The organism is Actinomadura formosensis NBRC 14204 (assembly GCF_001552155.1).
Lineage (GTDB): Bacteria > Actinomycetota > Actinomycetes > Streptosporangiales > Streptosporangiaceae > Spirillospora > Spirillospora formosensis.
Genome location: NZ_BCQQ01000168.1, coordinates 1 through 12,422, shown reverse-complemented (window position 1 = coordinate 12,422; position 12,422 = coordinate 1). Strand labels below are relative to the sequence as shown.

At 71.4% G+C, this 12,422-nt stretch carries 12 protein-coding genes; 9 read left to right on the top strand and 3 right to left on the bottom strand.

Annotation, left to right across the window (positions count from 1 at the left end; translation table 11 throughout):
• The first annotated feature begins 115 nt into the window (after nucleotides 1-115).
• The 3 genes from egtB to egtD are packed head-to-tail and all read left to right on the top strand — an operon-like array spanning nucleotide 116 to nucleotide 3,180.
• On the top strand, nucleotides 116-1,480 hold the full coding sequence (gene egtB, locus AF1_RS29565; protein ID WP_174548910.1) for an ergothioneine biosynthesis protein EgtB: 1,365 nt from the start codon (nucleotides 116-118) through the stop codon (nucleotides 1,478-1,480).
• On the top strand, nucleotides 1,481-2,215 hold the full coding sequence (gene egtC / locus AF1_RS29560; protein ID WP_067806695.1) for an ergothioneine biosynthesis protein EgtC: 735 nt from the start codon (nucleotides 1,481-1,483) through the stop codon (nucleotides 2,213-2,215).
• A gap of 11 nt (nucleotides 2,216-2,226) precedes the next feature.
• Nucleotides 2,227-3,180, top strand: coding sequence for an L-histidine N(alpha)-methyltransferase (gene egtD / locus AF1_RS29555; RefSeq protein WP_067806692.1), 954 nt, complete (start codon nucleotides 2,227-2,229; stop codon nucleotides 3,178-3,180).
• A gap of 3 nt (nucleotides 3,181-3,183) precedes the next feature.
• Here egtD and AF1_RS29550 read toward each other — a convergent pair whose 3' ends face one another.
• Both AF1_RS29550 and AF1_RS29545 read right to left on the bottom strand, forming a co-directional pair.
• A complete protein-coding gene (locus AF1_RS29550; RefSeq protein ID WP_067806689.1) occupies nucleotides 3,184-3,924 on the bottom strand; it encodes an SGNH/GDSL hydrolase family protein in 741 nt (246 codons plus the stop codon).
• A 317-nt stretch (nucleotides 3,925-4,241) separates the two neighbouring features.
• A complete protein-coding gene (locus AF1_RS29545; protein WP_067806686.1) occupies nucleotides 4,242-4,766 on the bottom strand; it encodes a cysteine dioxygenase in 525 nt (174 codons plus the stop codon).
• Nucleotides 4,767-4,915: 149 nt separating this feature from the next.
• On the opposite strand from AF1_RS29545, the gene AF1_RS29540 reads away from it, so the two are divergent.
• Nucleotides 4,916-5,923 (top strand): LacI family DNA-binding transcriptional regulator, encoded by a 1,008-nt coding sequence (locus AF1_RS29540; RefSeq protein ID WP_067806683.1) that lies wholly within the window; start codon nucleotides 4,916-4,918, stop codon nucleotides 5,921-5,923.
• 3 nt (nucleotides 5,924-5,926) lie between these two features.
• Here the strand turns inward: AF1_RS29540 and AF1_RS29535 are convergent, their stop codons facing one another.
• The gene (locus AF1_RS29535) at nucleotides 5,927-7,390 is read right to left on the bottom strand and encodes an aromatic amino acid ammonia-lyase (RefSeq protein WP_067806680.1); all 1,464 of its coding nucleotides are present in this window, start codon (nucleotides 7,388-7,390) and stop codon (nucleotides 5,927-5,929) included.
• A gap of 159 nt (nucleotides 7,391-7,549) precedes the next feature.
• Here AF1_RS29535 and AF1_RS29530 point away from each other — a divergent pair, with 159 nt between their 5' ends.
• From AF1_RS29530 to AF1_RS29510, 5 genes are all read left to right on the top strand, one after another.
• Nucleotides 7,550-8,662, top strand: coding sequence for an ABC transporter ATP-binding protein (locus AF1_RS29530; RefSeq protein ID WP_067806677.1), 1,113 nt, complete (start codon nucleotides 7,550-7,552; stop codon nucleotides 8,660-8,662).
• A complete protein-coding gene (locus tag AF1_RS29525; RefSeq protein ID WP_067806675.1) occupies nucleotides 8,662-9,312 on the top strand; it encodes an ABC transporter permease in 651 nt (216 codons plus the stop codon). Before AF1_RS29530 ends, AF1_RS29525 begins: the two co-directional genes overlap by 1 nt.
• Nucleotides 9,309-9,995, top strand: a complete 687-nt coding sequence (locus tag AF1_RS29520; RefSeq protein WP_067806698.1) for an ABC transporter permease — start codon at nucleotides 9,309-9,311, stop codon at nucleotides 9,993-9,995. Before AF1_RS29525 ends, AF1_RS29520 begins: the two co-directional genes overlap by 4 nt.
• Before the next feature lie 16 nt (nucleotides 9,996-10,011).
• Complete coding sequence (locus AF1_RS29515) at nucleotides 10,012-10,935, top strand: ABC transporter substrate-binding protein (RefSeq protein ID WP_067806672.1); 924 nt, start codon at nucleotides 10,012-10,014, stop codon at nucleotides 10,933-10,935.
• A gap of 454 nt (nucleotides 10,936-11,389) precedes the next feature.
• On the top strand, nucleotides 11,390-12,322 hold the full coding sequence (locus tag AF1_RS29510; RefSeq protein ID WP_165488485.1) for an erythromycin esterase family protein: 933 nt from the start codon (nucleotides 11,390-11,392) through the stop codon (nucleotides 12,320-12,322).
• Nucleotides 12,323-12,422: the final 100 nt, after the last annotated feature.

Genomic DNA, 12,422 nt, shown 5'->3' with positions numbered 1-12,422 from the left:
TCGGCGGCTCCGGGCTCGTCCCGCTGGTCGAGGAGTACGCCCGCCGGTACGTCGAGCGGGGACGCAGCCCGGCCGACGACGCCCCATCACGACCCCTCTCCGAGGAGGAGCAGACATGGCCCCGATGAGCTCCCCGAGCCCCGCACATGACATCGGCGCGCGGGACGAGGACGCGCTCAAGGAACTGATCGCCGGTGAACTGGGCGCGGTGCGCGACCGCAGCTTCGGCCTCACCACCGGCGTGCTCACCGAGGACGACCTCACCGCGCAGGTGTCACCGCTGATGTCGCCGCTCGTGTGGGACCTCGCCCACGTCGGCAACTACGAGGAACTGTGGCTGCTGCGCGCGGCGGCGGGCCGGGAGCCGATGCGGCCGGAGATCGACCACCTGTACGACGCGTTCGAGCATCCGCGCGCCGAACGTCCGGCGCTGCCGCTGCTGCGGCCGGAGGAGGCGCGCTCCTACATCGGCACGGTCCGCGCCAAGGTGCTCGACTCGCTGGCGTCGGCGCGGTTCGACACGGCGAATCCGCTCATGTCCGGCGGCTTCGTGTACGGGATGGTCGTCCAGCACGAGCACATGCACGACGAGACCATGCTCGCCACCCACCAGTTGCGCAAGGGCGCGCCCGCGCTGCTCGACCCTGCGGCCGAGCCACTGCAGAAGCCTGCGGAGGCTTCCCCGGTGGACGAGGTGTTCATCGAGGCGGGCCCGTTCCAGATGGGGACCTCGGACGACCCATGGGCGTACGACAACGAGCGTCCCGTGCACATCGTCGACTTGCCCGCCTACTACATCGACGTGGAACCGGTGACCAACGCCGCCTACCTCGCCTTCATGGAGGCCGGTGGATACGACGATCCGCGTTGGTGGGACCCCGCTGGATGGGAGTGGCGCACCAGTACCGGCAAGCGTGCCCCCGCCTTCTGGAGCCGGGCCGGGGGGCAGTGGGTCCGGCGCCGGTTCGGACGGACGGAACCCGTCCCGCCCGGCGAACCCGTCCAGCACGTGTGCTGGTACGAGGCCGCCGCCTACGCGCGGTGGGCCGGCAAGCGGCTGCCGACCGAGGCCGAATGGGAGAAGGCCGCCCGCTGGGACCCGGCCACGCAGCGCTCCAGGCGCTACCCATGGGGCGAGGTCTACGAGGAGGGCCGCGCCAACCTCGGTCAGCGCACCCTGCGTCCGTCCGAGACGGGCTCCTATGCGTCCGGTGCCTCGGCCTACGGAGTCAGGCGCCTTCTCGGGGACGTATGGGAATGGACGTCTTCTGACTTCCACGGCTACCCCGGCTTCCGGTCCTTCCCCTATAAGGAGTACTCGGAGGTCTTCTTCGGTCCCGACTACAAGGTTCTGAGGGGCGGCTCCTGGGCGACGCACCCGCTCGCCATACGCGGGTCGTTCCGCAACTGGGACTACCCCATCCGCAGGCAGATCTTCTCCGGGTTCCGGTGTGCGCGCACCCCAGAGGAGGCGCGCTGAATGTGCCGCCATCTCGGCTACATGGGACCGGAACGCACCCTGCATTCGCTCGTCTACGACGGTGAGCACTCGCTGGAAACCCAGGCGTACGCGCCGCGCATGACGCAGGGGAACATCCTCAACGCCGACGGGTTCGGCGTCGGCTGGTATCAGGACGGCGCGCCGGTCCGGTTCCGCCGTGCCCAGCCCCTCTGGACCGACCAGTCGTTCCGCGAGGTCGCCGGGGCCGTCCGGGCGTCCTGCGTCGTCGCGGCGATCCGGTCGGCGACGGCCGGGTTCCCCGTCGACGAGTCGTGCGCCCAGCCGTTCCGCGCCGGCAGGTGGCTGTTCAGCCACAACGGCAAGGTCGAGGGCTACGGCGGTGTCGAGGCGAAGCTCCGCGAACTGGCCGGCGACGTGGCCGAGGTGCCCGACGCCCGCGCCCCGGTCGACTCCGCGCCGCTGTTCGCGCTCGCCGTCCGGTACTGGCGGGACGGCCTGCCGCTCGGCGACGGCCTCGCCGTCGTCGTCGCCGCGATCACCGCGCTCGCCCCCGGCCGCTACAACCTGCTCGCCTCCGACGGGACGTCCCTGGCCGCCACGACCTGGGGCGACTCCCTGTTCGCCCGCGAGGACGCGGACACCGTCCTGCTCGCGTCCGAGCCGCTGGACGGCGACGCCGCCTGGCAGGCCGTGCCCGACCGATCGCTGGTCACCGCCGGGCCCGGCACCGGCGTCCGCATCGATTCACTCTGAAGGAGAACCACGTGGACCGGTTCCTGACCGCCGACGACCTCGCCAAGACGCTCCGCCAGGACGTCCGGGAGGGGCTCACCGGCACGCCCAAGACCCTGCCGCCCAAGTGGTTCTACGACGAGCGCGGCAGCGCGCTCTTCGAGGAGATCACCAGGCTGGAGGAGTACTATCCGACCCGCCGCGAGCGGGAGATCCTGATCGCGCGGGCGCCCGACATCGCGGCCGCCACCGGCGCCCGGACGCTGCTGGAACTCGGCGCCGGGTCGGGGGAGAAGACCCGGCTGCTGCTCGACGCCCTGTCCGGCACGCTCCGCTCCTACGTGCCGGTGGACGTGAGCGGCGACTTCCTCGAAGGGGCCGCCGCCGGGATCGCCGCCGACCATCCGGGGCTGACCGTCCGGGCCGTCGTCGCCGACTACGAGCGGCACCTGCCGCTGCTGCCCGGCGGCGAGCGCCGGCTGATCGCCTTCCTCGGCGGGACGATCGGCAACATGCCGCCCGCCGAGCGGATCGGGTTCCTCGGCGGCGTCCGCGCCACCATGGACGACGGCGACTTCCTGCTGCTGGGCGCGGACCTCGTGAAGGACGCGGGCCGTCTCGTCCGCGCCTATGACGACGCGGCCGGGGTCACCGCCGAGTTCAACCGCAACGTCCTGTCCGTCATCAACCGGGATCTGGACGCCGACTTCGATCCTTCGGCGTTCGAGCACGTCGCGGTCTGGGACGAGGCGGAGGAGTGGATCGAGATGCGGCTGCGGTCCACCGCCGACCAGGACGTCCGTGTCGGCGACCTCGACCTGGCGGTGTCGTTCGCGGCAGGGGAGGAGATGCGCACCGAGATCTCCGCCAAGTTCCGGCGGGAGCGGCTGGAGGCCGAACTGAGCGCGGCCGGGATGGAGATCGCCGGGTTCTGGACGGACGAGGCGGGCGACTTCTCCCTCACCCTCGCCCGTCCCGCGGGCTGAGGCTCAGCCTTTCCGGACCGGGTGGGCAAGGCCCATCCGCTTGATGTCCGCGGCCAGGCGGGTCGCCACGTACCGGTGGCCCGTCTGGTTCGGATGGGTGCGGTCCCTCTTGACGAGCCGGGCCGCGTTGCCCTGGCCCGTCAGCCGGTCACCGGTGATCCACTGCTCGCCGATCGGGTCGACGAACGGGATGCGGAGCTGGTGCGCCAGGTTCTTCAGCGCGTCCCGGACGGCGAGCGCGCCGGGCATCGGGGAGCCCGTTCCCCACAGCGGGCCCATCAGCACGATGTGGGTGCCGGGCCAGCGCTGCCGGGCGCGTTCCAGCAGCAGCCGCGCCGCCGCCGCGACCTGCGGTGCCGGGGTCCGCCAGTCGTTGTGGCCGCCGGACACGATCAGCATGTCGGGCGCGGGCCGCCAGCCGAGCTGGCTCTCGAACAGGGAGAGGAACGCCTCCCGCCCGCGTCCCGTCGCGACGAACCCGGTGCCGGCGCGCCCGCCGACGACGGCCTGCCAGCCGAACAGGCGCGCCGTGGCGGAGGCGTACGTCGTCTCCGGCTGGACGCCCCGGTCGCCGACCGTGTAGCTGTCGCCGAGGAACATCACCACGGACGACGCCTTGCGCGGCTCGTCCTTGCGCGGCTCGCCCCCGGCGGGGCCGTCCGCCGCCGCCGACTTGTGCACCGAGCCCGCGAGCACGGAGCAGCCGGTGGCGAACGGCGCCGCCACCAGGCTCAGGCACAGCATCAGAGTCGCCGCGCCGCGTCGGGCGCGGCGAGATGTCATGGAGGACCGTCCAAAGGTTCCGGGGGGTGCATCCGGCATCTTACTGATCCGCCGCCGCCGCGGGGGGCGCGTCGCGTTTTACGTCGCCTCGGGAGCCACGGCGGCACCGTGACTCAGGCGGCGGGCGGGCGGTGTGACACGTCAGTGGTGGTGTGCGCTGAACAGGATGTGAGCGTCCGGTCAAGGCGAGCGGGCTTCGACTGGACGCACCCCCTCCGGCGGGCCCGGATCCCCCGGCCGGGCTCGCCGGGGGATTCCCCGGGTGCGGGGGCGTCCCGTCAGACCGGGTCTTCGGGCGGTCGCAGTTCGTCGGTGTAGCTGACCGTCAGGCGACGCATCACTCCCGACTCGTCGATGGAGTACTGGCCGAGCCGCCATAGCGGCGGCGAGTACGCGTGGATCGAGACGCTGGCGTCCTCCACCCCGGTGAGCCGGTGGATGTGGTCGGGGCCGAAGCAGAACGACAGCCCCTCCCCGACGACCGTCCGCACGGGGTCGCCGCCGATGCGCGGGTTGCTCTCCTCGATGGCCCCGGCGACGACGCGGACGGCGCCCGACGAAACGTCGTGGTCGTGCCATCCGGTGTCGTTCCGGGGCGTCCAGCACAGCAGCCAGACGTCCACGTGCTCGTCCCGGTGGAGGGACGCGTAGTGGCGGCCTCCCCCGGGGAACGCGACGTGCTGCCGCCACAGATCGGGGCGCTCCGCCAGGCCGTCGACCAGCTCCCGCAGTTCGCGCTTGTCGAGGGGGCGGCCGGGCAGGTGCTCGAAGCCGGCGGCGCGGGGCAGGACCTCCGAAGACATGGGTTCGCTCCTTTCCGTGCATGGCGGTGAAGTCGCTGGACAGCGCATACTGAACCGCATCAGTTAACCGTTTCAGTGAAGCGGTTCAGAGATCGGGCCGTCAAGGTCGATCCCCTGCTTTGTCGGTGGCGGCATCTAGGGTTGGGAGGATGCCGGACAAGCGCAAGCGCACGACCATCCGGGAAGTGGCACAGGCGACGGGACTGTCGCCCGCGGCGGTGTCGTACGCGCTGCGCGGCATCCAGACCTCGGAGGAGACGCAGGAGCGGGTCCGCGCGGCGGCGGAGGAACTCGGCTACGAGGCCCATCCGATCGCGCGCGCCCTCGCCAGCGGCCGCACCGGCCAGGTCGGCCTGCTGTGCGGCTCGCTGGAGGACTACTGGCAGCAGTCCCTCGCGGTCGGCATCGGCCGGGCGCTGCTCGCGCGCGACCGCTACGCCCTCATCGTGGACGCGGGCGGCGATCCCGAGCGGGAACTGGCCCTCGCCCGCCGGCTCCGCGACCAGCGGGTGGACGGGCTCATCGTCCAGCCGCTCGACCCGTCCGCCGAGCTGTGGGCGGAACTCGCGGGGACCGTCCCCGTCGTCTCCATCGGCGACGCGCTGCACGGCGGGCAGGCGCAGGGCGAGGTCGTGTTCGACAACCGGCGCGGCGTCACGCTCGCGCTGGAGCACCTGCGCGACCTCGGCCACCGGTGCGTCACCGTGTTCACCCCGACCGGCGACAGCACCCCCGACCGTCCCGCCGACGTGCACGTCAACGCCGAAGCCGAGCGGCTCGGCCTGCGGGTGGACGTGGTGGTCGTGCCGCAGTCGCTCGCCGAGGCCACCGAGGTCGCGACGCGGGTGCTCGGCGGGCCCGTCCGGCCGTCCGCCGTGTTCTGCTTCGCCGACTCGATCGCCTACGGCGTCTACGCCGCCACCCGCGAGCTGGGCCTGGCCGTCCCCGGCGACGTCGCCGTCTGCGGCTACGACAACCATCCGATGTCGGCGCTGCTCACCCCGCCGCTCACCACCGTCGACTGGGACATCGACGGCATCGTCCACTCCGCCGTCCGGCTCGTCGTGGACGTCATCGACGGCAAACCGCGCAAGCGCCGCGTCGTGCGCGAGCCGTCCCTGCGCGTCCGCGCCTCGACCGCCGGCCCGGCGGGGTGAGGGCTAGGGATGCAGCCGGGCCAGCCGGGGGAGGAGGTCCGCCGCGGCGGCGATGTCGGTGTCCAGCGGGCGGTCCTCGACCCGCGGGTCGAGGACGGCGCCGGCCAGGTCGGCCGCCGACCTGAGCGGCCCGCCGGACGGCGCGCGCCCCTGCATCCGCAGCGCCCGGACGGCGGCGACCAGTTCGCAGCCGAGCCCGAGCCGGTAGGCGGCGACGGCGTCGGTGGTCGCGCGCGCCGACTGGGTGGAAAAGCCCGCGTGCTCCTCCACGCCGCGCGACAGCACCGCGCTGCCGAGCGCCGCCGGGGTCGCGAGGCGCCGCACGTCCGCGAGGCACGAGTGCGCCACGTACTCCAGGATCATGATCCCCGAGGACGCCTCGGTCGCGGCCTGGAACGGGTAGAGGCCGGTGAACGAGGGCTCGGCGAGCGTCCCGAGGCGGGCGGCGGCGAGCGCCATCGTCTGGAACAGCGCGGCGCGGGCCGAGTCCAGGGCGAGGCCGACGTAGGCGGTGTGGAAGTTGCCGTTGTGCCAGACCGTCCGCCCGGCGATGTCGACGAGCGGGTTCTCGGCGGCGGCGTTGATCTCCCGGGTGACGACCTCCTCGGCGTAGCCGGCCGCCTCCAGCGCGGGGCCGTGCACCTGCGGGAACGCCCGGTACCCGTACGGGTCCTGGATGCGCGCGGGCGTGGGCCGGTCGAAGGCGAGCAGCGTCCGCAGCGCCGCCGCCGCGTCCCGCTGGCCGGGGTGCGGGCACGCGTCCTGCACCGGTTGCGCGTACGGCTCCTCCGACCCCCGGACGGCGAAGTGCGACAGCGCCGCCACGACCGTGGACGCGCGGAGCGACTCGCGCAGGTCGGCCACCGCGAGCGCCGCCTCGCCGAGGGTGGCGGCGTTGGAGCTGATGAACGCGAGCGCGTCGGCGGAGCGGAGCCGGTAGCCGGGGCCGCGCTCGCGCAGGCCGTCCGGCCCCGGCAGCCACGGCCGCTCGCCCAGCAGGCACAGCGCGGTCGACGCCAGCGCCGTCAGGTCGCCCGTGCCGATCGCCCCGTACACCGGGACCGGAGGAAGAAGGCCCAGATTGAGGACGTCCGCGAGGGCCCGCAGCGCGCCCGGCTCCACTCCCGACCCGCCGGCCGCGAGCTGGTTCAGCCGGACCGTCAGCATCGCCCGGACGATCTCCGGCGCGACCAGCGGCCCCGCCCCGGCCGCGTGGCTGCGCAGGAGGCGCAGGCCGTGCGCGTCGGCGTCCTCCCACTCCACGTCCACGACGCGGTTGGCGCCGACCCCGGTCGTCCGCCCGTACACCGGCTGCGACCCGGCGGCCTCGCGGGCGACCCGCCAGGCGGCGCGCGCCCGCTCGACGCCCTCCGGGGCGATGGCGACCGCCACGTCCTCGCGGGCGGCCCGCACCACGTGGGCGCAGGTGAGCGCGGTCCCGTCGATAACGATTCGGCTGTTCTCCACGCGGCAACGCTACTTTCGCTGGATTTCAGGAAGGTACCTGCAAGTTGTGAAAATCCGGACACGCCGGGCCATCGAGGTGACCGTGCCCCGTAGTTACGGTTGGGTAGTAGGCCGAAATCGATCATCGGCGTCGTGGGCGCCCGACGAGGATGTGAATCGTTGATCACCTTTGAGGGCGTGACCAAGCGCTACCCCGGCGGCACCGTCGCGCTGGACGACGTCAGCCTCGAATGCCCCACGGGCCGCATCACCGTGTTCGTCGGCACGTCCGGCGGCGGTAAGACCACGGCGCTGCGCACCATCAACCGGATGGTGGACCCCACGTCCGGCCGGGTCCTCATCGACGGCCGGGACGTCCGCGAGCGCAGGCCCGCCGAGCTGCGCCGCGGCATCGGCTATGTCATCCAGCACGCCGGGCTGTTCCCGCACCGCACCGTCCTCGACAACATCGCCACCGTCCCGTACCTGGTCGGATGGAACAAGAAGAAGGCGCGGGAGCGGGCGCTGGAACTGATGGAACGGGTCGGGCTCGAACCGGCGATGGCGAAGCGCTACCCGTTCCAGCTGTCCGGCGGCCAGCAGCAGCGCGTCGGTGTCGCGCGGGCCCTCGCCGCCGACCCGCCGATCATGCTGATGGACGAGCCGTTCAGCGCCGTCGACCCCGTCGTCCGCGCCGAACTGCAGGACGAGTTCCTCCGCCTCCAGGACGAACTGCACAAGACGATCGTGTTCGTCACCCACGACATCGACGAGGCCATCAAGCTCGGCGACCGGATCGCGGTGTTCCGGACCGGCGGCAGGCTCGTCCAGATCGACAGCCCCGAAGACCTCCTCGCCCGCCCCGCGGACGACTTCGTCGCCGGCTTCATCGGGCGCGACCGGGGCATCCGGCGGCTGTCGTTCGTCCCGGCGTCCTCCGCGCCGCTGACCGACCGGGACGTCCTGCCCGCCGACACGCCGGTGGAGCGGGTCACCGCCGTCGGCTGGATCCTGGTCGTGGACGCCGGCCGCCGCCCCCTCGGCTGGGTCTCCGCCGACGCCCTGCCCGCATCGGGCGCCCTCGGCGACGCGCGGCTCGCGCCGGTCGGGCCCACCTTCGACGCCGAGACCGACTCCGTCCGGGCCGCGCTCGACGCCGCGATCCTGTCCCCGTCCGGCCGCGCCGTCGCCGTCGACGGATCGGGGCAGGTCGTGGGCGTCGCCGACCAGCACGACCTGACCGCGGCCATCCGCCCCGCCGCCCCGCTGGCGAAGGACGGTGTCAGCGGCTGATGGACATCGACTGGGGCTGGATCGGCGACCACACCGACACGCTCACCGAGCACGCGCTCCTGCACCTGCGGCTCGCGCTGCTGCCGGTGCTGTTCGGCCTGCTCATCTCGCTGCCGCTCGGCGTGCTGTGCCGGCGCTGGGGCTGGCTCTACCCGCCGGCGCTGACGATCGCGAACGTGCTGTACGCGATCCCCTCGCTCGCGCTGTTCATGATCTTCATCCAGTACACCGGGCTGACGCCGTCCACGGTCATGATCCCGCTGACGCTGTACAGCCTGTCGGTGCTCGTCCCGAACGTGGTGGACGGGCTGGCGTCGGTGTCCGAACCGGTCCGGCAGGCCGCCACCGCGATGGGCTTCGGGCCGCTGCGCCGCCTCATGCGGGTCGAACTGCCGATCGCGGTCCCGGTCGTCATGGCCGGGACGCGGGTCGCCGCCGTCTCCTCCGTCAGCCTCGTCGCCGTCGGCCAGCTGATCGGGCAGGGCGGACTCGGCGAGGACATCATCCGCGGCTACCAGCTCCAGTTCCAGACGCAGATCGTCGCGGCCACCGTGCTGATCATCCTGCTGGCCCTGGTCACCGACACGATCCTCGTCACCGTCCAGCGCCTGCTCACCCCGTGGGCCCGAGCCCGGGGGGCGTCCTCGTGAACGACCTGTGGAACCAGATCGACCTGTGCTGGACGTGGCTGACCGCCTCGTCCCAATGGCACGGCGCCGACGGCATCCCGCACCGCCTGCTCCAGCACGCCTACTACAGCGGCGTGTCCCTGCTGTTCGCCGCCGTGATCGGGCTGACGCTCGGCCTCCTCATCGGCCACACCGGACGGGGCGGGTTCCTCGCGATCACGCTGGCCAACTTCGCGCGGGCCATCCCGACCTTCGGGCTCATCCTGTTCGTCGTCGTGATCGAGTACAGCATCACGCCCGTCCTGGTCGCGCTCGTCGCGCTGGCCGTCCCGCCGATCCTGGTGAACACCTTCGAGGGCGTCCGCGGGGTCGACGCCGATGTGAAGGACGCCGCCCGCGGCATGGGCATGACCGGCCTGGGCGTCCTGTGGCACGCGGAGCTGCCGATGGCGCTCCCGCTGATCCTGCTCGGGCTGCGCACGTCCGCGATCCAGGTCGTCGCCACCGCCACCATCGCCGCCTACCCCGGATTCGGCGGCCTCGGCCGCTACATCATCGACGGCCTGGCCCGCAACGACTACCAGCTCGTCGTCGGGGGCACCGTTCTCGTCGTGCTGCTCGCCCTGGTCGTCCAACTGGTCTTCGCGGCGCTGCGCCGCGTCGTGATCTCGCCGGGTCTGCTCGGCTCCGCCCGTTCCTCCTGACCGAAGGAAAAGGACAATGAAGAAACTGATCCGTGGCGCGGCCGTCTGCCTCGTGGCCGTCCTGACGCTGTCCGCCTGCGGCGAAGAATCGTCCGGCGACGAGAAGAACCCGCTCGCAGGGGGCGGCAAGAGCGGCACCGTCACCGTCGGCGGCGCCAACTTCCCCGAGAGCAACCTGCTCGGCGAGATCTACGCGCAGGCACTCGAAGCCAAGGGCGTCAAGGTCACCCGCAAGTTCAACATCGGTGCCCGCGAGGTCTACTACGACCAGGTCGTCAAGGGCGGCATCAGCGTGATGCCCGAATACAACGGCGCCCTGCTGACCACCTCGGTCGACAAGACCAGCACGGCCGCCACCACCGCGGACATCAACGCCGCCCTCAAGGCGAAACTGCCGTCGTCGGTCGAGATCCTCGATTCCTCGCAGGCCGAGGACAAGGACTCCGTCACCGTCAACCCGCAGACGGCCGCCAAGTACAACCTGAAGTCCATCGCCGACCTGAAGCCGGTCGCCAAGGACCTCGTCATCGCCGGCCCGTCGGAGTTCAAGACCCGCCAGCAGGGCCTCGTCGGCCTCAAGAAGGTCTACGCCCTCGAATTCAAGAAGTTCCAGCCGTTCGACGCCGGCGCCCAGGCCACCCTGGTGAAACTCCTCACCGAGAACAAGATCCAGGCCGCCGACCTGTTCACCACCGACCCGACCATCCAGCAGAACAAGCTGGTCGTTCTCGAAGACCCGGAGAACGTCTTCAGCGCCCAGAACGTCACCCCGCTGGTCAACAAGGCCGCCGTGGACGACAAGGCCAAGGCGGCGTTGAACGCCGTCTCCGCCAAGCTCACCACCCAGGACCTCCTGGACATGATGAAGCGCATAGCCATCGACAAGGACGACCAGGAAGAGGTCGCCAAGGACTGGCTGCAGAAGTCCGGCCTGGTCTGACGCTTTTCCCCGGGAAGCCCGCCGTCTCTCCAGAACGGCGGGCTTCCGCGCGTCCGGACGACCTCCGGTACGGCGCAGAGGATTTCACCACCTCTCACGACACTGTCCGAATAACCGCCAATACCACGCGCACCGCGAAAATCACCCCGACTGGCGGCTCGGGACAAGAATAATTCAACCGACCCTCGACCCAACATTTACTTTTCCCCGACGATGGCCGTAGATCTTAAATGGGAAGATCATCCTAGTCCGAGTGTCCTGGGGACTGGCGCCGTTTCACCCATCGAACGGCGGGCGAGCTGGACGGACCAGCGCTCTCCTTTTCTGTGAGGTCTGCGAACATGCCATCTCTGCGTGCCGGTAAATGGTCGGCATCTCTCGCCGCGCTCGTGCTCGGTGTGGGCTCGTTCACGCCGGCGCCCGCGAACACGGCCCGAACCGGGAGGACGCGGTGGTGCGCGCGCTCGACCGGGGCGCGCATCCCCTGCTGACCGCCGAGCCGAACCGCGACCTGCGCGACCTGCGCGCACTGGGCCGGATGATCGGTGCGGCCCCCGTGGTCGGCCTGGGCGAGGCCACCCACGGCACGCACGAGTTCTTCAGCCTCAAACAACGCGTCTTCGAGTACCTGGTCAAGGAGAAGGGATTCACCACGTTCATGCTGGAGCTGAACTGGGGCACCGGGCTTCAGCTCAACGACTACGTCCTGTACGGCAAGGGCGATCCGGCCAGGATCATGCGGCAGGAGTTCCAGCAGAACTACCGGCTGTTCGCCAACCAGGATTATCTGCGGCTGATCAAGTGGATGCGCGCGTACAACGAGGAGCATCCGAAGCGGCCGCTGCAGTTCATGGGCGACGACATCTACTTCCCGCACGTGCGGATCTTCGAGGACATCTTCAGGTATGTGCGCGAGCGCGGACGCCCCGACCTGGTTCCCCGGCTCAAGGCCCTCTACGACGGGCTGATTCCCACCACCGACTTCAACACGTGGGAGAAGCGGTACGACGCCAAGCCCATGAGCGAGCGTCAGCGGGTGCAGCGCCAGGCCGAGAAGGCCCTGCGGCTGGTCACGAGCCTGCGCCGAGGCGCTCCCCCCAAGGCGGCGACATGGGCCGAGCAGCAGGCGAACGTCGCGTTCTGGATCGCCAAGGCGCACGCCGCCGAAGACTTCTCGGGCCCGCGCGACGAGGCGATGGCCCTGAACACCGTCCGGTGGCTCCGCCACATGAACGGCAAGATCCTGCTGTCCGCCCACAACGCCCATGTCGGCTACCTGGGGGAGTTCCCGCCACACACGTTCAAGCGGCAGGGGACCTGGCTGCGTCAGATCCTCGGCCCCCGCTACCGAGGTGCGGGCCAGTGCTCCGGCCTTCAGGCCGGGTGAAGGCCCGCGCGGGAGGGCCGCCGGGTCCGGGTGTGTGTTCTAGCCGAACTGGTTCAGCGGGCGTGGTGGTCTTGGCCGGCGGTTTCGGCGGTTTCGGCGG